Source organism: Streptomyces sp. NPDC002623, from assembly GCF_053592635.1.
In genome coordinates, this window is sequence record NZ_JBSFWB010000019.1 from 138,099 (window position 1) to 159,289 (window position 21,191).

The following is a 21,191-nucleotide window of genomic DNA, read 5'->3' on the forward strand; positions in this document are numbered from 1 at the left end:
ATGCGGCTCCGCCGCGCGGGCGCGACCAGCCACGACGGCGCCGCGGCGGAACGACGGCAGATCGCGGCACTTCGCGGCACCCCCAGCGGAGCGCTTACGCCTCTCCCTTGGTCAGCCTGGCGATCCCGGCGATGCGGTAGGCGTCCGCCTCCTCCAGCGTCTCGTTCTCCAGCAGCGCCTGGGCGAGGGCGTCCAACTGGTCCTGGTGGTCGCGGAGTCTGCGGCACGCCTCCTCGTAGCACTCGTCGACGATCCGGCGCATCTCGTGGTCGATGGCGTCGAGGGTGGCCGGCGCGGCGGCGAGGCCGTAGGCCTGCTGGGCGTCGCTCGGGAGGGCGGAGAGCCGGCCGACCCGCGGGCTCATGCCCCAGCGCGCGACCATCCCGCGGGCGATGTTGCTGACCTGTTCGAGGTCGTTCTCCGCACCCGTCGTGACCACCCCGTAGATCACATGCTCGGCGGCCATCCCGCCGAGGGCGCCGATGATGCGGCCGCGCAGGTACTCCTCGGAGTGTGCGTACCGCTCCACCTCGGGGGTGGAGAGCGTCACGCCGAGCGCCCGGCCGCGCGGCACGATGGTGACCTTGCGGACCGGGTCGGCGCCGGGCTGGAGCATGCCGAGCAGGGCGTGGCCGCTCTCGTGGTAGGCGGTGCGCCGGCGGTCCTCCTCGGGCATCACGAGCGTGCGCTCGGCCCCGAGCTGCACCTTCTCCAGGGCTTCGGAGAGGTCGGACGCGGTCACCTGCTCCTGCCCTCGCTTGACGGCGAGCAGGGCGGCCTCGTTGGCGAGATTGGCCAGATCCGCACCGGTCATGCCCGGGGTCGTACGCGCCACCTGGACCAGGTCCACGTCGGCGGCGAGCGGGATCTCCCGGGTGTGGATCGCCAGGATCGCCGCGCGTCCGGCGCGGTCCGGCGGGGAGACGTTGACCACCCGGTCGAAGCGACCGGGCCGGGTCAGCGCCGGGTCGAGGATGTCGGCGCGGTTGGTCGCCGCGATGACGATCACGCCCTCCGAGCCGGAGAAGCCGTCCATCTCGGTGAGGATCTGGTTCAACGTCTGCTCACGCTCGTCGTGACCGCTGACCGAGGCGCCCGTGCTGCGGACCCGCCCGATGGTGTCGATCTCGTCGATGAAGATGATCGACGGGGCCACCTTGCGCGCCTCGGCGAACAGTTCCCGGACCCGGGAGGCGCCAACGCCGACGATCATCTCGATGAACTCGGAGGCCGAGGCCGAGAAGAACGGCACACCCGCCTCGCCCGCCACCGCCCGCGCCAGCAGGGTCTTGCCGGTGCCCGGCGAACCGGCCAGCAGCACCCCGCGCGGCATCTTGGCGCCCATCCGGCGATAGACGTCCGGGTGCTCCAGGAAGTCGACGACGTCGTCCAGCTCGCCCTTGACCTCGTCGATGCCGGCCACGTCGGCGAAGGTGGTGCGCTGGGTGCCGGGCAGCAGTTCGACCGGCTTGGGCGGCGCCTTGCGGCCGAGCATGCCGCCCGCACCGCCCATGCCGCCGCCGACCCGCCGCGCGAAGAAGATCCACACCGCGACCAGGATCACGATCGGCACCAGTGACAGCAGCAGGTTGGACACCAGACCGCGCTGCTGCACCACCGGCTGCGCGGTCACGGTGACATCGCGGCGGTCCAGGCTCTGCCAGAGATCGTCGTCCGCGAAGGCCGGCCGCTGGGTCTTGAACTTGGTGTACTCGCCGTCGCCGTCGGGATCGTCCCGGGCCTGCTTGAGCTGGCCCTGGATGGCGTCGCCCTTGGAGTAGATCTTCTCGACATTGCCCTCGTCGACCTGCCGGCTGAACTCCGTGTACGAGATCGTCGGCTCGTCGCCCTGACCGAGGTAGTTCAGCCCCACGTAGACCAGCAGGAAGACGATCACCGCGGTGACCGCGAGGCTCCACCATCGGCCGCGTCCCCTGCGTCCGCCGGGCCGCCGCGGCGGCTCCTCGGGAGTGCCCTCGGTGCGCCAAGGCTGGTCCGGTGCCCTGCGGGACGGCGCGGCATTGCCCATATCTGGACGTTACGGCACGGAACGGGCCACGGCATGCGCTGAGGGCGCCCTCCCGTGCGGGGAGAGCGCCCTCGGCGTCGGGTGCGGCGGGGCCGTCAGCCCATGAACTTCTTGAACTCGTCCGGCAGCTCGAAGTCCTGTGCGCCCTGCTGCGGCAGCCCGAGCGGGTTGCCGCCCTGGGCCTGGGCCTCCCGGCGCTGTGCCGCCTCCAGCTCCTGCTGCTTGCGCTTCATCGGGTTGCCGGAGCGCTGCTTGCCCTTGGCCTGCTTGGGCTGCTTCTTGGTGCGGCCGGGGCCGCCGCCCATGCCCGGGATCCCCGGCATGCCGGGCATGCCGCCGCCCTGGGCCATCCGGGACATCATCTTGCGGGCCTCGAAGAACCGCTCGACCAGGCCCTTCACCGCGCTGACCTCGACACCGGAGCCCTTGGCGATACGGGCGCGGCGCGAGCCGTTGATGATCGTCGGGTCCTGGCGCTCGCCCGGGGTCATCGACTTGATGATCGCGGCCGTGCGGTCGACGTCCCGCTCGTCGAGGTTGGCGATCTGGTCCTTGATCTGGCCCATGCCGGGCAGCATGCCGAGCAGCTTGCTGATGCTGCCCATCTTCCTGACCTGCTCCATCTGGGCCAGGAAGTCGTCCAGGGTGAAGTCCTGGCCCTTCTTGGACGCCAGCTTGGAGGCCATTTTCTCGGCCTCTTCCTGACTGAACGTCTTCTCCGCCTGCTCGATCAGGGTGAGCAGGTCACCCATGTCGAGGATGCGGGAGGCCATCCGGTCAGGGTGGAAGGCGTCGAAGTCGTCGAGCTTCTCGCCGTTCGACGCGAACATGATCGGCTTGCCGGTCACCGAGGCGATGGAGAGCGCGGCGCCACCACGGGCGTCGCCGTCGAGCTTCGACAGCACGACACCGTCGAAGCCGACGCCGTCCCGGAAGGCCTCGGCGGTGTTGACCGCGTCCTGACCGATCATCGCGTCGACGACGAAGAGGATCTCGTCGGGCGAGACGGCGTCGCGGATGTCCGCGGCCTGCTGCATCAGCTCGGCGTCGATGCCGAGGCGGCCGGCGGTGTCCACGATCACGATGTCGTGGACCTTGGTCCTGGCGAACTCGATGGAGTCCTTGGCGACCTTGACCGGGTCGCCGACGCCGTTGCCGGGCTCCGGCGCGTACACGGCCACGCCGGCCCGCTCGGCGACGACGCTGAGCTGGTTGACGGCGTTGGGGCGCTGGAGGTCGGCGGCGACCAGGAGCGGCGAGTGGCCCTGCCCCTTCAGCCAGTGGCCGAGCTTGCCCGCGAGGGTGGTCTTACCGGCGCCCTGCAGACCCGCGAGCATGATCACGGTCGGCGGCTGCTTGGCGAACCGCAGCCGCCGGGTCTCGCCGCCGAGGATCGTCACGAGTTCCTCGTTGACGATCTTCAGGACCTGCTGGGCGGGGTTCAGCGCCTTGGAGACGTCCGAACCGAGGGCGCGCTCCTTGACGTTCTTGATGAACGTGCGGACGACCGGCAGGGCCACGTCGGCTTCGAGGAGGGCGATGCGGATCTCGCGGGCCGTGGCGTCGATGTCCGCCTCGGACAGCCTGCCCTTGCCGCGGAGATTCTTGAAAGTCGCGCTGAGGCGGTCGGAGAGGGTATCGAACACGGCGACGTCGGTCCTCGGAGTCGGGGGCGGTGGGCTGCCCTCCAGGGTATCTGGCCCAGCCGCAGAATCGTCCCCGCCCGCTGTGATCAGCGGACCGGGACGAAAACCCCCGCGTCGGGGGGCTTCGTCGGCTCGAGGCGTTGCATGACCGTGAGGTCACGCGCGCAGGGTCTCCTCCAGCTTGCGGGTCACGGAGGCGGCCTCGTCGCCCGGCAGGGGCGCGCCGTCCGCTCCGGTGACGTAGAACGCGTCGACGGCGTTGGCGCCCAGCGTCGAGACGTGCATGCTGCGCACCCGCAGTCCCTCGTCCTCCAGTGCCGCGCCGATGCGGAACAGCAGCCCCGGCGCGTCCTGGGCGCGCACCTCGATGACCGTGGCGTGCCGGGAGGCCGCGGAGGCCACCGTGACGCGCGGCGGCGGCGCGACCCAGCCCCGCCGCCGGGGGTAGGCGGCGTCCCGTTCCGCGAGCCGGCCGGCGATGTCCAGGGAGCCGTCCAGGGCGCGTACGAGGTCGGCGCGCAGCCGGGCGGCCTGGGGCAGCGAGCCGTACTCGGCGGCGACCCGCCAGTTCAGCAGCAGGACGGAGCCCTCGACGCCGGTCGGCAGGTCCTGGGCGCGCAGCTCGGCGGTGCGCACGGTCAGCCGGTGCATGGCGAGGACGCCGGCCACGGCGGGCAGCACGCCCTCCTGGTCGGGCACGGCGATGAGCAGTTCCACGCCGAGCGGCTCGGGGTCGCCGGACGGCTGGGGCTCCCCCGCGGGATCGGCCGGCGCCTCGGTCTGTGCGCGCAGCGCCAGCACGGGGCTGCCGGTGGCGACCGCCTCGATGGCGAGGCGTTCCTGCTCGGCGGTGGGCGCGGCGGCGGCGGGTTCCTCGGGTTCGTTCCCGGCGAGCACCGCCCCGACCCGCTTGACCAGGTCCGCCACGAGCGAACCCCGCCAGGTGGACCAGGCGGCGGGCCCGGTGGCCAGGGCGTCCGCCTCGGTGAGCGCGTGCAGCAGTTCCAGGGTGCTCTGCGAGCCGACCGCCTCGGCGACCGAGCGGACCGTGACCGGGTCCTCCAGATCGCGCCGGGTGGCCGTCTCGACGAGCAGCAGGTGGTGCCGGACGAGTGTGGAGAGGACGGCGACGTCCGACCGGTCGAAGCCGATGCGGGCGGCGACGTCCTTGGCGATGATCTCGCCCGCGACCGAGTGGTCGCCGGGCCAGCCCTTGCCGATGTCGTGCAGCAGCGCGGAGACCAGGAGCAGGTCGGGGCGGCTGACCCGGCGGGTGAACTCGGAGGCGCGCACGGCGGTCTCGATGAGGTGCCGGTCGACGGTCCAGATGTGCACGGCGTTGCGCTGCGGCCGGCAGCGCACCCGCTCCCAGTCGGGCAGCAGCTGGGTGATCAGCCCTTCGGCCTCCAGCGCCTCCCAGACCTCGATGGTGGGCTGGCCGGAGCCGAGCAGGGTCACGAGCTGCTCGCGCGCCTCGGCGGGCCAGGGCGTGGGCAGGGGGCGCACGGTGGCGGCGAGGCGGCGTACGGCGTGCAGGGAGAGCGGGAGGCCGGCCTGCGCGGCGGCGGCCGCGGCGCGCAGCGGGAGCACGGGGTCGCGTTCGGGGCGGGCGGCGCGGGCGAGCACCACCTCGCCGTCCTGCTCCACGACGCCTTCGGCCAGCGGAGAGCGCTCGGCGACGGGCTTCCCGCCGCCGAGCATGGCGCGCAGCCGCGGCCGCACGGCGCGCGAGCGCAGCACGCGCCCCACTTCGCGCCAGGTGACGTCGCTCGCGTACGAGATGACGCGCGCCGCCTCGTACACCTGGCGCAGCAGCGTGTCGGCGTCGAGCAGGCCGAGCTCCGCGGCTACCTGGTCCTGCTCCTGGAGGGCGAGGCGGTCGGTGGCGCGGCCGGTGGCCAGGTGCAGGGCGTCGCGGACGTCGAGGAGCCGGCGGCGGGCGTCGTCGAGGCCCTCGCGGGGCGCGTCGGCCAGCCAGGAGGCGGCGACGGCGCGCAGTGCGGTGGCGTCTCTCAGTCCGCCCCGGGCCTCCTTGAGGTCCGGCTCCAGCAGGTACTGCAGCTCGCCCTGGCGCTCGGCGCGCTCGGCGCACAGCTCCTGGAGTTCGGGGAGGCGCTTGGGCGCCTGGTTGCGCCAGTCGGCGAGGACGGACGTCCGCAGTCCCGCGGTCAGACCGAGGTCGCCGGCGAGGTGGCGGGCGTCGAGCAGGCCGAGCTGGACCTTCAGGTCCTCCCCGGCGGTCTTGCGGGCCTCCGCCGGGGTGCGGACGGAGTGGTCGAGGGCGAGGCCCAGGTCCCAGACGGGGTACCAGAGGCGGTCGGCGAGGCCGGCGATCGCCTTGGGGTCGGCGCCGTCGTGCAGCAGGAGGAGGTCGAGGTCGCTGCGCGGGGAGAGCTCGCCGCGGCCGTAGCCGCCGACGGCGACCAGGGAGACCCCTCGGAGGTCCTCGGCCGCGGCGGTGAAGAGCCCCGTCAGCCAGTCGTCGGTCAGTTGTGCGAGGGCTGCACGGCGCGGCGGCCCGGACCGCACCTCCTCGGTGAGGAGGCGCAGCCGGGCCGCCGCGTAGCCGCTGGGTCCCGAGTCCTCTGCATCCTTGCGCATGTCCGTACTCGTCACCCAGCGACTCCTGTTCTGTTCTGCCGTCAGAGCGCGTCCGGGCCGCGCTCGCCGGTGCGGACCCGTACGGCCGTCTCGACCGGGAGGGACCAGACCTTGCCGTCACCGATCTTGCCGGTGCGGGCCGCCTTGACGATGACGTCGATCAGCTGCTCGGCGTCGTCGTCCTCGGCCAGCACCTCGATGCGGATCTTGGGGACCAGGTCGACCGTGTACTCGGCTCCACGGTAGACCTCGGTGTGTCCCCGCTGACGACCGTAGCCGCTGGCCTCGGTGACCGTGAGACCGTGCACGCCGAAGGCCTGCAGTGCTTCCTTGATCTCGTCGAGCCGGTGGGGCTTCACGACGGCGGTGATGAGCTTCATGCGTCCACCTTCTTGCTCGCGCCTGCGACCGCGGTCGGAAGGGCGGTCGTGCGGGCGGCGCCGCCACCGGCACCGCTGAAGTCGTATGCGGTCTCGGCGTGCTCGGCCTGGTCGATGCCGGCGATCTCGTCGTCCTCGGTGACCCGCATGCCGAGGGTCTTGTCGATGAGGAAGGCGAGGATCGCGGAGGCCACCAGGGAGTAGCCGAGGACCGCGAAGACACCGGCGCACTGCTTCCAGAACTGGTCGAGGCCGCCGCCGTAGAAGAGGCCCTCGACGTCGGACTGGCCCTTGCCGCTGGCGAAGAAGCCGATCAGCAGGGAGCCGACGACACCGCCGACGAGGTGGACGCCGACGACGTCGAGCGAGTCGTCGTAGCCGAACTTGTACTTCAGGCCGACGGCCATGGCGCACAGCAGACCGGCGATGGCGCCGACGGCGATCGCGCCGAGCGGGGTGACCGCACCACCGGACGGGGTGATGGCGACCAGACCGGCGACCGCGCCGGAGGCGGCGCCCAGCGTGGTGAACGCGCCGTGGCGGATCTTCTCGTAGACGAGCCAGGCCAGCATGGCGGCGGCGGTGGCGACCTGCGTGTTGACGAACATCAGCGCGCCGACGCCGTCGTCGTTGCCGAGCCACGAGCCGGCGTTGAAGCCGAACCAGCCGAACCACAGCAGACCGGCGCCGAGCATGACCAGCGGGAGGCTGTGCGGGCGCATCGGGTCCTTCTTGAAGCCGACGCGCTTGCCGATGACCAGGATCACGCCGAGGGCCGCGGCACCGGCGTTGATGTGGACCGCCGTACCGCCGGCGAAGTCGATGACGCCCAGCTCGAAGGCCCAGCCGCCGGCGCCCCATACCCAGTGCGCGACCGGGAAGTAGACGACCGTGGCCCACAGGGCGACGAACAGCGCCCAGGCGGAGAACTTGACGCGGTCCGCGAGGGCACCGCTTATCAGGGCGGGCGTGATGATCGCGAACATCATCTGGAAGATCATGAACACGAAGATCGGGATGGTGTAACCGTCCCACAGCTCCGTCAGTCCGATGTTGCTGAGGCCGACCCAGTCGGAGTTCCAGCCGATGACGCTGCCGGAGTCCGTGCCGAAGGCCATCGAGAAGCCGTACAGCACCCACAGGATGGTGACGATCCCGATGCTGATGAAACTCATCATGAGCATGTTGAGCGTGCTCTTGACGCGGACCATGCCTCCGTAGAAGAAGGCGAGGCCCGGGGTCATGATCAGCACCAGGGCGGAACAGATGAGCATGAAGCCTGTGTTCGCGGACGACAGCGTGGGTGCGTCCGCCGCAAGCGTGATGGCGGCCTGTGCCATCGGCGTCTCCTCGTCGTAGGTACGGCCCCGTGCGGGCGAAGCCAGAGCGGGTGGTGAGGGGTGGGCCGGTTATGCGCCATGAGATTGACGCAGCGCCGTTTCGGTGGAAGCCCCTCGTTGTTTCGCCGCCGTGACGAAGACGCCCTGTGCGTTACGCCTCGATGAACTGCCTGATGTTCGCCGAATGGATCGTTATCGTGGCGCAACCTTCACTGAAGGAAGTGGAACCGGCCACGGTCGGCCTTCCGATGACCTGGCATGGGGGAGCCGAGTCGGGCTGTTCGGGAGGGCCGGCCGCGGCCGGGGTTCAAGGGTTTTCTCGACGCTCCGGATCCTTCAGACCGCTTCGGCCGTCTCCGGAAGTTCGATGGTGAGCCGCTCGGTCAGGTCCACGACTTCGGTGAGATCCCCGAAATCGCGTACAGCGCTGTCGACGGTCTTTCGGATACGAGTGTTGACGCGCTCGGAGCGCACCTTCTTGGCCTCCTTCATGGCCTGGGTGGCGAGGGTGGCGCTCTGTTCGGGCTCCCGCTGCAGCAGATGGACCGTGGCCATGCCGATCAGGTTCAGCACATACGACCGCTGATGGTCGGAGTCGCCCGCGAACCGCTCCACGGCCTTGCGCATCAGGGGCTCGGCCAGTGAGGCGTAGGTGGGGCTGCGGCCCGCGACATAGGCGAGGTCGCGGAAGGAGTGGCTGTTCTCGCCGTACAGCTCGGCCTCGGAGAAGAAGCAGATCCAGTCCGGGTCCGGCTCGTCCCACTCGTCCGCCTCGGCGAAGGTGTCCTCGGCCATCCGGACGGCCCGCTTGCAGCGCCCCGGCTGCCCCATGTTGGCGTAGGCGCGGGCCTCCATCGCATACAGCATGGACTGGGTGCGCGGGCTCGCGCAGTCCCGGCTGCCGTACTGCGCGAGGTGGATCAGCTCCAGGGCGTCCTCGGGCCGGCCGAGGTGGATCATCTGGCGGCTCATGCTGGACAGCACGTACGAGCCGAGCGGCCGGTCGCCGGCCTCCTTGGCCGCGTGCAGGGCGAGGACGAAGTACTTCTGCGCGGTCGGCTGCAGCCCGACGTCGTAGCTCATCCAGCCGGCGAGCTCCGCCAGTTCGGCGGCGACCTTGAAGAGCCTGCGCGCCGTGGCCTCGGGCTGGGGCTCCTGGAGCAGGTCCGTCACCTCGTGCAGCTGACCGACGACCGCCTTGCGGCGCAGCCCGCCGCCGCACTGCGCGTCCCACTGCCGGAACATCACCGTGGTGGACTCCAGCAGGTCCAGCTCGGGCCGGGAGAGCCGGCCGCGGGCCCGGCTGGTCGGCACCGAGTCGGGTTCCTCGAGCGGGGCGGGCGGCGAGGGGACCAGCCAGCGCTGCATGGGCTCGATGAGGGACGGTCCGGCGCACAGGGCCAGCGAGGTCCCGAGGAAGCCGCGCCGGGCCAGCATGAGGTCGCTGCGCGAGAACTCGCTGAGCTGGGCCACCGTCTGGGGGGCCGTCCACGGCAGGTCGACGCCGGTCGCGGAGGGGGCCTGACGCGCCGCGCGCAGCCCGAGGTCCTCGACGGAGACGACGCAGCCGAACCGCTCGGAGAACAGCTCGGACAGGATCCTGGGGATGGGCTCGCGGGGGTTCTCGCCGTCCAGCCAGCGGCGCACGCGTGAGGTGTCCGTGGAGATGTGGTTGGCGCCCAACTGGCGTGCGCGCCGGTTGACTTGACGTGCCAGTTCGCCCTTCGACCAGCCGCTGCGCACGAACCACGACGTGAGCAGCTCGTTCGGGCGCTTGTCCGCGCTCGCAGCGTTGTTTCCGCTTCCGCCGTTGCCGCTCACTGGAACGCCCCCATCCCTGAGACCACTTGTCACTGAGTGCGCCAAGCCTTATCAGAATGCCGGTAAATACGGCTCTCCGTCCGGTACTTGTCACCCTTCGAACGGAAAGCCGAGTTGCCTCCGGCATACCCACAAGCGCATGTGCCTCCAGGACCCGCACACTCAAAGTAATCCTACGATCACGGCTCCAGCCACGGCCGTCCCGGAAACGCCACCATTCGCCACCCCTTCGAATGAACTCCCGATGGCCCGTACGCGATTCACTTGACACAGGACGGCCCGGAGTGAGCGGAGCGAAGCACTCAGGGGCGCGCGCAGCCGAACACACCACCAGGAGCGCTTCCGGACGCCGACTGGATCGAGCGGCCACCGGGAAGCGAAAGCACAGAGAGTCACTGAGCGCGACCACTGCGTAACCATCGGCGCGTCGGACCCGTTGGAGGGGGCATGGGCTTCACGATCGGCGGCATTCGCGAGATCCGCTCCGGCGCGCGCAGGCGCGGTCGCTCGTCCGAGTGCACCGCGGTCGCCGAGTTCACGGGGCTGTGGGGCTGGGACGCGGTGCCGGGGGCGCGCGCCGCGGCGGGCGCCTGCTCGTGCGGCCGCCCCGAGTGCCGCGAGCCGGGCGCGCATCCGCTGGAGTTCGCCCCGCGGGTGCCGGCCGGCTCCACCCTCGACGATGTCAGCCGGACCTGGTCGGAGTTCCCCGGCGCCGCGGTGATGCTGCCCGTCGGCCGCGCGTTCGACGTGATCGACGTCGCCGAGCCCGCCGGGCGTCGCGCCCTGGTCCGCCTCGAACGCATGGGCCTCCCGCTCGGCCCGGTCATCGCCACCCCCGAGGGCCGCACCCAGTTCTTCGTCGCCCCCGGCGCCGCCGCCGAGCTGACCGGCCTGCTCTACCGCATGGGCTGGGACGACCCGGCCTCCCTCGACCTGCGCGGCCTCGGCCCCGGCACGCACATCACGGCCCCGCCCTCCGACCGCGGCGGCCTGGGCCCGGTGCGCTGGCTGCGCCCACCCGCCCTGGACTCGACGACCCGCCCACCGGAGGCGCGACTACTGCTGGGGACGCTGGCATATCTGGCCCACCGGTCCCGGGCCTAGGCCCTGCCGGTCCCTGCCAGTCCCTACCGGCCCCTGCCGGTCTCATCCGGCTCCTTCCCGTCCCTTCCTTCCGGCCGCACACAGCGAAGCGCCCGCTCCCACTGCACCTGGGGGCGGGCGCTTCTCGCGGCCTTGCTCGCGGCCTTGCCGTTGCCGGCAGGCGGTCGGTCAGTCCCCGACAAGGGCATCCACGAACGCCTCCGGCTCGAACGGCGCCAGGTCGTCCGCCCCCTCGCCGAGTCCGACCAGCTTGACCGGGACGCCCAGCTCGCGCTGGACCGCGATCACGATGCCGCCCTTGGCCGTGCCGTCCAGCTTGGTCAGCACGATGCCGGTGATGTCGACGACCTCGGCGAAGACCCGGGCCTGGACGAGCCCGTTCTGCCCGGTGGTGGCGTCGAGGACGAGCAGCACCTCGTCCAGCGGAGCGTGCTTCTCGACGACCCGCTTGACCTTGCCGAGCTCGTCCATGAGCCCGGTCTTGGTGTGCAGCCGTCCGGCGGTGTCGATGAGGACGACGTCGACCCCCATCTCCTTGCCCTCCTTCACCGCGTCGAACGCGACGGAGGCGGGGTCGCCGGCTTCGGGACCGCGCACGGTGTGCGCGCCGACCCGCTCGCCCCAGGTCTGGAGCTGGTCGGCGGCGGCGGCCCGGAAGGTGTCGGCGGCGCCGAGGACGACGGTCCGGCCGTCGGCCACGAGCACGCGCGCGAGCTTGCCGGTGGTGGTGGTCTTGCCGGTGCCGTTGACCCCGACGACCATCACGATGCCCGGCTTGCGGTCCTCGGGCTCGGTCTTCACGGTGCGGTCGACGTCGGTGTCGATCAGCTTGAGCAGCTCCTCGCGCAGCAGGCCGCGCAGCTCCTCGGGGGTACGGGTGCCGAGCACCCGCACGCGCTCGCGCAGCCGTTCGACCAGCTCCTGGGTGGGCAGCACGCCGACGTCGGCGGTGAGCAGCGTCTCCTCGATCTCCTCCCAGGTGTCCTCGTCGAGGTGCTCGCGCGAGAGCAGCGTGAGCAGCCCCTTGCCGAGGGCGTTCTGCGAGCGGGAGAGACGGGCGCGGAGGCGGATCAGCCGCCCCGCGGTGGGCTCCGGGATCTCGAGTTCGGGGACCTCGACGGCGGGGCCGGCGGGCGGCTCCTCGACGGCGACGCCGGTCGGCCCGCCGTCGGGAAGATCCACCTCCTCGATGGTGCGGCGCGGTTCGTCGCGCGGCGTCTCGGCCTCGTCGCCGACCTGCGGTTCGGCGGGAGGCGCAGTGATGTCGGGCGCGGTGGGGGGCGGCGGGGGCAGCGACTTCCGTCGGCTGCCGACGACGAGCCCGCCGATCACACCGAGCACGACCACGGCGATGACTACAGCAAGGATGACGATTTCCATAACCGCTCCAGTATGCGTGACCCCTCCTCGCCCGGGCGGGGGGCCACACGGGTGTGCCGTACCCCTGGTTACCTGACGAGCCGTCAGCTAACGTCCTGCCGCATCGGCACCCGTCCACCCACCCGGCGAAGGGGGCTTCCCATGCCCGTCACCGTCGTCCGTTTCAATCTCGTCGCCCCCGGCGCGACCCGCGCCGAGCTGGGCGACCGCTATCGGGCCGCTCTGGAGATGGCCGCGTACGCCGACGAGCACGGGGTCACGACCGTGCAGACCGAGGAGCACCACGGCGTCGGGAACAACTGGCTGCCGTCGCCGTTCGCCTTCGCGGGCGCGGTGCTGGGCGCGACCCGGCGGCTGGCGGTCACGGTCTCGGCGATCATCGGCCCGCTGCACGACCCGCTGCGGCTGGCCGAGGACATCGCGGTGCTCGACCTGCTGAGCGGCGGCCGGCTGGTCACGGTCGCCGGGATCGGCTACCGGCCCGAGGAGTACGAGCGGGCCGGCGTGGACTGGAAGCGGCGCGGGCGTCTCCAGGACGAGCTCCTCGACACCCTGCTCAAGGCCTGGACCGGCGAGGAGTTCGAGTTCCGGGGCCGTACGGTACGGGTCACCCCGCGCCCGCAGACCGAGCCGCACCCGCTGCTGCTGGTCGGCGGCTCCTCGAAGGCGGCCGCCCGCCGGGCCGCCCGGCTCGGCCTGCCCTTCTTCCCCAGCGCGCACCTGCCGGAGCTGGAGGCGTACTACAAGGAGCGGCTGGTGGAGTACGGGACGGACGGCTGGACGATGATGCCGACCGCCGAGACCCCGCTGCTGCACCTCGCCGCGGATCCGGACCGGGCGTGGGCCGAGTGCGGTGAGCACTTCCTGCACGAGGCCCGCACCTACGCCTCCTGGCAGTCCGCCGACATCCGCTCGGCGGTGCGGTCGGCGGCGACGAGCACACGGGAGCTCAGGGACGAGGGCGTGTACCGGATTCTGACACCGGACGAGTGCGTGGCGCAGGGGCTCGACAACCTCGTCCTGCATCCGCTGGCGGGCGGAATGCCGGTGGCGGAGGGGTGGCGGAGTCTGCGGCTGTTCTGCGAAGACGTCCTGCCCCGGCTCGGGTGAGCCGGGGCGGGACGCCTTACGGGGTCGAGGAGCGGGCAGCGGGGACTTGGCCCGGCTCCTCGAGTTCTGGGGCGGCCTCAGGCAAGCGGGCCTCGGGTACGGGGCTCAGCCCATCTCCTCCAGCGCCTTGCCCTTCGTCTCCTTGACGTACCTCAGGACGAACGGGATGGAGAGCGCGGCGAAGACCGTGTAGATCACGTAGGTCGCGGAGAGGTTCCAGTCGGCCAGCGACGGGAAGCTCGCGGTGATGGCCCAGTTGGCGATCCACTGTGCGGAGGCGGCCACACCGAGGGCGGCGGCGCGGATCCGGTTGGGGAACATCTCGCCGAGGAAGACCCAGACGACCACGCCCCAGGACAGGGCGAAGAAGAGGACGAAGACGTGGGCGGCGATCAGGGCGACCCAGCCCTGCGTGGCCGGCAGCTTGCCGTCGACCAGGTCGAAGGAGAACGCCCAGGCCTCCAGCGCGAGTCCGACGACCATGCCGACGGAGCCGATGAGGGCGAGCGGCCGGCGGCCGATGCGGTCCACGAAGATCATCGCGATCACGGTGCCGACGATGTTGATGATCGACGTCGTGAAGGAGTAGAAGAACGACTCGGTCGGGTCGACGCCGACCGACTGCCACAGCGTCGAGGAGTAGTAGAACGCGACGTTGATGCCGACGAACTGCTGGAACACCGAGAGGCCGATACCGACCCAGACGATCGGCTTGAAGAAGAACGTGCCGCCGAGCAGGTCCTTGAAGGTCGACTTGTGCTCGCTGCGCATGGCGTGGTCGATCTCGGTGACGCGGGCGTCCAGGTCGATCTTGTCGCCCTCGACCTCCTTGAGCACCTCACGGGCCCGCTCGTCCCGGCCGACGGAGATCAGGAAGCGCGGCGACTCGGGGATCGCGAAGGAGAGCAGACCGTAGAGGACGGCCGGGACGACCATCACGCCGAGCATGACCTGCCAGGCCTCGAGGCCCATGATCTCGCCGCGCTGGTCACCGCCGGCGGCGTTCAGGATGCCCCAGTTGACCAGCTGTGAGATGGCGATGCCGATGACGATCGCTGCCTGCTGGAAGGAGCCGAGGCGGCCGCGGTAGGCGGGCGGGGCGACCTCCGCGATGTAGGCGGGGCCGATGACCGAGGCCATGCCGATGGCGAAGCCGCCGATGACCCGCCAGAGGGCGAAGTCCCACAGCGCGAAGGGCAGTGCCGAGCCGACGGCGCTGACCGTGAACAGCACGGCGGCGATCTGCATGACCCGGATGCGGCCGATGCGGTCGGCGATGCGGCCGGCGGTCGCGGCGCCGATGGCACAGCCGATCAGGGCGATGGCGATGACCTGGGCCAGGGCCGCCGAGCCGACGTCGTAGCGGTCCCGGATGGCCTCGACGGCGCCGTTGATCACGGAGCTGTCGTAGCCGAAGAGGAATCCGCCCATCGCGGCCGCCGCCGCGATGAAGATGACGTGCCCGAGATGATCGGGGTGAGCCGTGCCGGCTCCTGGTTGCTGTGCCTGCTCTGCGCTGGTCACGTTCGACTCCTCGGACCGCCGCCAGATACGTGGTACCTGAAGGTAAATAAGACGTTGGAGAGACTATGCCTTCAAGTCTCGAAGTCAAGAATCCAGGAAGTGTGAGAAAAGAGGCACGAAGAACCCACCTCGCATACGAATATGTACAAGCCTTGAAGTGTTGAGGGGGCTCAGTGAAGAGTTGAGGGGGCTCAGCGCAGGCGCTGGCTGATGACCTTCGACACGCCGTCGCCCTGCATGGAGACGCCGTACAGTGCGTCGGCGACCTCCATCGTGCGCTTCTGGTGCGTGATCACGATCAGCTGCGAGGACTCCTGCAGCTCCTGCATGATGCGGATCAGCCGCTGCAGGTTGGTGTCGTCGAGAGCCGCCTCGACCTCGTCCATGACATAGAACGGGCTGGGCCGGGCCTTGAAGATCGACACCAGCATGGCCACGGCGGTCAGCGACCGCTCGCCGCCGGAGAGCAGGCTGAGCCGCTTGACCTTCTTGCCGGGAGGACGCGCCTCGACGTCGACGCCCGTGGTGAGCATGTTGTCGGGGTCGGTCAGGATCAGCCGCCCCTCCCCGCCCGGGAAGAGCCGGCTGAACACGCCTTCGAACTGGCGGGCCGTGTCCCGGAACGCCTCGGTGAAGACCTGCTCGACCCGCTCGTCGACCTCCTTCACCACTTGAAGAAGATCGGCGCGGGTCTTCTTGAGGTCCTCCAGCTGCTCGCTGAGGAACTTGTGCCGCTCCTCCAGCGCGGAGAACTCCTCCAGGGCCAGCGGATTCACCTTGCCGAGCTGCTGATAGGCGCGCTCGGCCGACTTCAGCCGCTTCTCCTGCTCGGCCCGCACGAACCGTCTCGGCTGGTTGCGCGGGTCCTCGGGATCCTCCGGCAGCACCTCGCCCTCGGCGGGCGGCGAGGGCGGCACGAGTTGGTGCGGCCCGTACTCGGAGACCAGCCCCGCGGGCTCCACCCCCAGCTCCTCCAGCGCCTTGGTCTCCAACTGCTCGATCCGCATCCGCTTCTCGGCGCCGAGCACCTCGCCGCGGTGGACCGAGTCCGTCAGCTTGTCGAGTTCGGCCTTGAGGTCGCGCCCGGCGGTGCGGGCCGCGGCCAGCTCCTGTTCCCGCCGCGCCTTGGCGGCGTCGGCGGCGACCCGCTCGGCCTCGGCCCGCCCGACGGACACCTCGACGTGCGCGAGCAGTTGCCGCGCACCGGCGGCCACGGCCTCGGCGACGGCGGCCTCGTGCCGCAGCCGTGCCCGCCGCTGGTCGGCACGCGCGCGTGCCTCGCGTTCCGTCCGCGCGGCCCGGTCCAGCGAGTCGGCCCGGCCGGCCAGCCCCTTGACCCGCTCCTCGTGGGTGCGGACCTGGAGCCGCGCCTCCATCTCGGTCTGCCGGGCGTTGGCCCCGTCGGCGGCGAGCCGGTCCCGCACGGCGGTGTCGGGCTCCTCCTCGACCGGCATCTCCTCGGCGACGGCGAGCCGTTCCGCGAGCTCCTCGGCCTCTTCGACGGCCCGGTCGAGCGCGTCCTGGGCGCGCGCCGCGGCCGCCGTGGACCGCTCGGCCTCACCGGCCGCTCCCCTGGCCTGCCCCGAGAGCCGCCCGAGCTGCTGAGCCACCGCCGACTTCTCCCGGTCGGCGGCCCGCCGCCGCTCCCCCACCTCCTCGACGAGCGCGGCACACTCCTTGCGCCGTTCCCCGGCCAGGGCCTGCCCCTCCGTCAGCTCCGCGCACCGCACGGCCAGCTCTTCGAGCTCGGCGGCGGCCTCGTCGACGGACGCCTGCACCTCCAGCAGGCTGGGCGCGCCGGCGGACCCGCCGTGGGCGAAGTGCGCCCCCAACAGGTCGCCCTCGGCGGTGACCGCGGTGAGATCGGGACGGCCGTAGACCAACTCCTCGGCATCCTCCAGCGTGCCGACGACGACGATCCCGCGCAGCAGTCGTCGCACGGCGGACATCAGGTCCACCGGACCTTTGACGAGGTCGGCGGCGAAGGGCGGCCCATCGGTGTGCGGCTGCTGCGCCGCCTCGTCCTGCGGACCGCCGCTGAGCAGCAGCGCGGCCCGGCCCGCGTCCTGCTTGCGCAGCAGGCGAATCGCTTCGGCGGCGGCGGCCGGAGAGGTCGCGGCCAGGGCGTCCGCCGCAGCTCCGAAGGCCGCCGCGAGCGGGGTCTCGTATCCCGGCGTCACCGTCAGCAGTTCGGCCGCCGGACCCAGCAGGCCGTTCAGCCGGTCGCGGGCGCCGAGCAGCACACCGGTGCCGTCCTTCCGGCGCAGGCCCAGGGCCAGGGCCTCGCGGCGGGCCTGGGTCGCGGCGCGGCTGCGTTCGGCCGCGGTGACCGCCTCGCGGGCGGCGGTGAGCGCGGACTCCGCCTCGGCGAGCTGCCGTTTGGCCGCCTCGTGCTGTGCGCCCAGCTCCTGATCACCGGCGTCCAGGCCGTCGACCTCCGCCTTCAGCTCCTCGTACTCCTCCTGCGCGGTGACGGCCCGCTCCCGGGCCTCGTCCCGGGCGGCGGCCAGCCGGTCGATCTCGGCCTGGGCGGAGGCGGCGCGCGAACGGGCCGCGTTGACCTGGCCGTTCAGCCGGGCCAGCCCCTCGCGGCGGTCGGCGATGGCCCGGGCGACGTCCTTCAGCCGCCGTTCCTCGACGGCGAGCTCGCGCTCCAGGTCACTGCGGTGGGAGACGGTGTCGTCCAGGGCGTGCTGGGCCGCTTCGAGGGCGGCCGCCAGCTCGGCCTCCTGCTCACGGACCCGGGCGGCCTCGCGCTCCATGTCCTCGGGGTCGCGGCCGCGCCGCTCCTCGGGGGGCGCGGAGGTGGCGCTCTTCACGCGCGCGTCGGCGAGCGAGATCGTGCCGCGGACGCGTTCGGCGAGCTGCGACAGCTCGTACCAGGTCTGCTGGGCCCGCTGCAGGCGCGGCGTCAGCTGCCGCACCTCGTCCTCCAGGAGGGACTCCCGCTGGAGCGCCTTGCGCAGTTCCTGCTCGGCGGCCTCCTTGCGCTCCTTGAGCGCGGCCTCGTCGGCGACCTCGGTCTGCAGTGCCTCCCGGAGCCGTACGAGATCGTCGGCGAGCAGGCGCAGCCGGGCGTCGCGCAGATCGGCCTGGATGACGGCCGCTCTGCGCGCCACCGCCGCCTGGCGGCCCAGGGGCTTGAGCTGGCGCCGCAGTTCGTCGGTCAGGTCCTGCACGCGCGCGAGGTTGGCCTGCATCGCGTCCAGCTTCCGCAGCGCCTTCTCCTTGCGCTTGCGGTGCTTGAGGACGCCCGCGGCCTCCTCGATGAAGGCGCGCCGGCCCATGGGGTCGGCGTGTAGGACGGAGTCGAGCTGGCCCTGGCCGACGATGACGTGCATCTCGCGGCCGATGCCGGAGTCGGACAGCAGGTCCTGGATGTCGAGGAGGCGGCAGGTGTCGCCGTTGATCTGGTACTCGCTGCCGCCGTTGCGGAACATGATCCGCGTGATGGTGACCTCGGCGTACTCGATGGGCAGTGCCCCGTCGGAGTTGTCGATGGTCAGGGACACCTCGGCGCGGCCCAGCGGGGGACGCCCGGTGGTGCCGGCGAAGATGACGTCCTCCATCTTGCCGCCGCGCAGCGACTTGGCGCCCTGTTCGCCCATGACCCAGCTGAGCGCGTCGACGACATTGGACTTGCCCGAGCCGTTCGGTCCGACGACGCAGGTGATCCCCGGTTCGAACCGGAGCGTGGTCGCGGAGGCGAACGACTTGAACCCTCGGAGGGTCAGGGCCTTGAGGTGCACGCCGCTGGACTCTACCTTTCGGGGGTGTCTCACTCCATGAACCCGCGGTTTCACCCGTGAACGCGCAGGGCACACCAAACGTTAAGAGACTGAAAGGGTGCGCGGGGGAGGCAACGCAGGGGGAGAGCGGGGAAGCCGGGAAACCGAGGGGCGGACAAGAGCAGGAAAGAAAGAAGGGACGCCGAAGCGTCCCTTGCAAACTCTGACAACTTAGCGGTCCGACGCGGGTTCGATGAGCCGCCCGACCACTGCGTATGCCGTTGTGCAGCGGTGCAGCGATCAGGTGAGCGCAGGCTCCGCCTGGCGTGCGTCGATGCTCTCCAGAAGCGATTCGTGAGAAGCGGCAGCCGTCAGCGCGTCGTTCTCGGCCTGGATCCGTCCGAGCTCGGATTCCAGGTCCTGTACACGCTGCTGGAGCCGTCGCATCTCGGCGAGGAGTCGCGGGTCGGAGCCGCCGACGTAACCGAGAAGCGCCTTTGCCATGATGGATGGTCCTCCACACTGAGTGACCGACCGAAGCGGTGTGGGTCGTGAGGGATTCGCACCCGCGGTGCCTGGCAGGATCTTGTTCTTGCTGACGTTCATCCATGCCAAACAGCTAAGGTGCGCGGGGTGCTTTCAGCGTCTCACCAAAAAGTTTGACGGTCAACACGATCACGCCCCGTATTGGCGGGCATCCCGGTGGCGCGCGGCCGAGACGGCGGCGCTGCGACTCCTGCGGGGCTCTCGAGGCGTGGCGATCATCCTTACCTGCGGAGCCTCCCACTGCAAGCGATTCTTGGCAACCACCTGCCCCTTTCTGCTCGGGGCACATGCTGGTGGCATGCCCCTCCGCTTCTCCGGGGCCTCCGCGCGTGCAGTCCTCAGCGGATCGCGAAGCCGTCGTAACCGCCGCGCGGTGTGTCCCATATCTCGGTGACACCGTCCACGCGCCCGGGCGTGTCGTCGCCCAGGAGCCAGCCGAGCAGTCCCTCACAGCCCTCACGGGCCCCCTCGGCGACCACCTGGACCCGGCCGTCGGCCAAATTGAGAGCAAAACCACTCAGGCCGCCGATCTCCAGCGCCTTCGCCCGCGTGAACCAGCGAAATCCCACGCCCTGGACGTGTCCGCGCACCCAGGCGACCAGCCGTACATCCTCGCTCATGGGTGCAACCTAACCGGGCAAAGTCACTCGGAGCACTTCCGTCCCCAGCACCATGCGGTACCGTCCCCACCCAACGATTCTCATATGAAACTCACTCGATCAGGTGAGTCAGGTTGACCAGAGGGAGCAGGGGGCGCGCGCCGCCCCAGGACCTTGGCCGACCGTGGGAACACCGCTTGGACCAGGAAGGCAAGGACATGGGACGCCACCGACGCTCCGCCGCCGGCCGCGCCGCCACGAGCCGCGCCACGGGGGTCACACAGACGCACGGCTCGCACGCGGACAGTCACACCCCGCAGGACCGGTACGGGAGCGACAGCCCCACCATGGGCATCGCGCCGTATCTGAACCCGGAGGCGTACGCCGACTCCGTCGCAAGAAGCCAGGACTATCTGTTCGCCACGGACGACGAGCGCGCCCGCGCCGACACCGCGGTGCTTGCCTCCGACGGTTTCCCGTCCGGGGGCGGCGCCCTGCGGACGGGCTCGGGCGGCGGTGCGAACCGCCGCCGGAAGAAGAGGGTCGCCACACCGGTCAAGACCGGCCTGCTCGGCGTTTCCGCGGCGGTCGCGATCGGCACCGTCGCGGTGGCCACGGGTGTGGTGCCCGGTCTCGACAGCTACCGGCTCGGCGGCGGCAGCGGCTCGGGCGACAAGGTGCAGGCCGTCGACTCGCCGACCAACTCGGCCGCGGAGCAGGGCGGCACGTCCGGCTCCGCCCAGACCGGTCGCAGCGGTTCCTCGACCAGCCGCGACACCGACCGGTCCACCTCGCCGTCCGTCTCGCCCTCCGCCTCCGCGACCACCTCGTCGCCTTCGGCGTCGGCGTCGGCGTCCGTCTCGCCCACCGAGACGGCGACCGAGAAGCCCGAGGTCACGCCTTCGAAGAAGCCTGAGACCACTCCGTCGAAGTCGAAGACGGCCACCAGGGCGCCGGCGAAGCCCGAGTCCCCGGTGACGGTCTCGGCCGAGGCGCAGGCCGCGGCCGAGGTGCTGAAACTCGTCAACCAGGAGCGTGCCAAGGTCGGCTGCAGTGCCGTCTCCGCGAACAGCTCGCTGTCGCAGCTCGCCGAGAAGTTCAGCGACGACATGGCCGCCCGGGGCTTCTTCGACCACACCGACCCGGACGGCGCGAGCCCCTGGGACCGGGCGGCCGAGGCCGGCATATCCGACCTCGGGGGCGAGAACATAGCCCGCGGCCAGGCCGACGCGGCCGCGGTCATGGAGGCCTGGATGAACAGCCCCGGTCACAAGGCGAACATCCTGAACTGCGACTTCAAGACGCTGGGCGTCGGTGTCCACTTCGGGTCCGGCGGACCCTGGTGGACGCAGGACTTCGGGTACTGAGCGCGCGGAACGAAAC

The 21,191-nt window shown here is 71.2% G+C and carries 14 protein-coding genes; 3 read left to right on the plus strand and 11 right to left on the minus strand.

Annotation, left to right across the window (positions count from 1 at the left end; genetic code table 11):
• Nucleotides 1-94: 94 nt before the first annotated feature.
• The 6 genes from ftsH to nsdA all read right to left on the minus strand — a co-directional run bounded on the left by ftsH (nucleotide 95) and on the right by nsdA (nucleotide 9,817).
• On the minus strand, nucleotides 95-2,029 hold the full coding sequence (ftsH, locus tag ACWD4O_RS30780; protein ID WP_451284824.1) for an ATP-dependent zinc metalloprotease FtsH: 1,935 nt from the start codon (nucleotides 2,027-2,029) through the stop codon (nucleotides 95-97).
• Nucleotides 2,030-2,124: 95 nt separating this feature from the next.
• Nucleotides 2,125-3,675 (minus strand): signal recognition particle protein, encoded by a 1,551-nt coding sequence (ffh, locus tag ACWD4O_RS30785; protein ID WP_451284826.1) that lies wholly within the window; start codon nucleotides 3,673-3,675, stop codon nucleotides 2,125-2,127.
• A gap of 156 nt (nucleotides 3,676-3,831) precedes the next feature.
• Nucleotides 3,832-6,291 carry a [protein-PII] uridylyltransferase gene (locus ACWD4O_RS30790; protein WP_451284828.1) on the minus strand — a complete coding sequence of 820 codons (2,460 nt, stop codon included), beginning with the start codon at nucleotides 6,289-6,291 and terminating at the stop codon, nucleotides 3,832-3,834.
• A gap of 26 nt (nucleotides 6,292-6,317) precedes the next feature.
• Entirely contained in the window at nucleotides 6,318-6,656 is a 339-nt protein-coding gene (locus ACWD4O_RS30795) for a P-II family nitrogen regulator (protein WP_003997576.1), read from the minus strand.
• Nucleotides 6,653-7,996 (minus strand): ammonium transporter, encoded by a 1,344-nt coding sequence (locus tag ACWD4O_RS30800; RefSeq protein ID WP_451284831.1) that lies wholly within the window; start codon nucleotides 7,994-7,996, stop codon nucleotides 6,653-6,655. Before ACWD4O_RS30800 ends, ACWD4O_RS30795 begins: the two co-directional genes overlap by 4 nt.
• A 336-nt stretch (nucleotides 7,997-8,332) precedes the next feature.
• Nucleotides 8,333-9,817, minus strand: coding sequence for a transcriptional repressor NsdA (gene nsdA, locus ACWD4O_RS30805; protein ID WP_351911635.1), 1,485 nt, complete (start codon nucleotides 9,815-9,817; stop codon nucleotides 8,333-8,335).
• Between the two features lie 447 nt (nucleotides 9,818-10,264).
• Here nsdA and ACWD4O_RS30810 point away from each other — a divergent pair, with 447 nt between their 5' ends.
• The gene (locus ACWD4O_RS30810) at nucleotides 10,265-10,921 is read left to right on the plus strand and encodes a bifunctional DNA primase/polymerase (RefSeq protein ID WP_451284832.1); all 657 of its coding nucleotides are present in this window, start codon (nucleotides 10,265-10,267) and stop codon (nucleotides 10,919-10,921) included.
• A 168-nt stretch (nucleotides 10,922-11,089) separates the two neighbouring features.
• Here ACWD4O_RS30810 and ftsY read toward each other — a convergent pair whose 3' ends face one another.
• Nucleotides 11,090-12,301, minus strand: coding sequence for a signal recognition particle-docking protein FtsY (gene ftsY, locus ACWD4O_RS30815; RefSeq protein ID WP_451284834.1), 1,212 nt, complete (start codon nucleotides 12,299-12,301; stop codon nucleotides 11,090-11,092).
• A 141-nt stretch (nucleotides 12,302-12,442) separates the two neighbouring features.
• On the opposite strand from ftsY, the gene ACWD4O_RS30820 reads away from it, so the two are divergent.
• Nucleotides 12,443-13,411, plus strand: coding sequence for an LLM class flavin-dependent oxidoreductase (locus tag ACWD4O_RS30820; protein WP_451284836.1), 969 nt, complete (start codon nucleotides 12,443-12,445; stop codon nucleotides 13,409-13,411).
• Nucleotides 13,412-13,516: 105 nt separating this feature from the next.
• Here ACWD4O_RS30820 and ACWD4O_RS30825 read toward each other — a convergent pair whose 3' ends face one another.
• The 4 genes from ACWD4O_RS30825 to ACWD4O_RS30840 form a co-directional block, all read right to left on the minus strand.
• A complete protein-coding gene (locus ACWD4O_RS30825) occupies nucleotides 13,517-14,842 on the minus strand; it encodes a sugar porter family MFS transporter (protein ID WP_451284892.1) in 1,326 nt (441 codons plus the stop codon).
• Nucleotides 14,843-15,126: 284 nt separating this feature from the next.
• Nucleotides 15,127-18,684, minus strand: coding sequence for a chromosome segregation protein SMC (gene smc, locus ACWD4O_RS30830; RefSeq protein ID WP_451284838.1), 3,558 nt, complete (start codon nucleotides 18,682-18,684; stop codon nucleotides 15,127-15,129).
• Nucleotides 18,685-18,963: 279 nt separating this feature from the next.
• On the minus strand, nucleotides 18,964-19,167 hold the full coding sequence (locus tag ACWD4O_RS30835; RefSeq protein WP_020128723.1) for a hypothetical protein: 204 nt from the start codon (nucleotides 19,165-19,167) through the stop codon (nucleotides 18,964-18,966).
• 380 nt (nucleotides 19,168-19,547) lie between these two features.
• Nucleotides 19,548-19,829, minus strand: coding sequence for an acylphosphatase (locus tag ACWD4O_RS30840; protein ID WP_307165601.1), 282 nt, complete (start codon nucleotides 19,827-19,829; stop codon nucleotides 19,548-19,550).
• 197 nt (nucleotides 19,830-20,026) lie between these two features.
• Here ACWD4O_RS30840 and ACWD4O_RS30845 point away from each other — a divergent pair, with 197 nt between their 5' ends.
• Nucleotides 20,027-21,175 carry a CAP domain-containing protein gene (locus tag ACWD4O_RS30845; RefSeq protein WP_451284840.1) on the plus strand — a complete coding sequence of 383 codons (1,149 nt, stop codon included), beginning with the start codon at nucleotides 20,027-20,029 and terminating at the stop codon, nucleotides 21,173-21,175.
• Nucleotides 21,176-21,191: the final 16 nt, after the last annotated feature.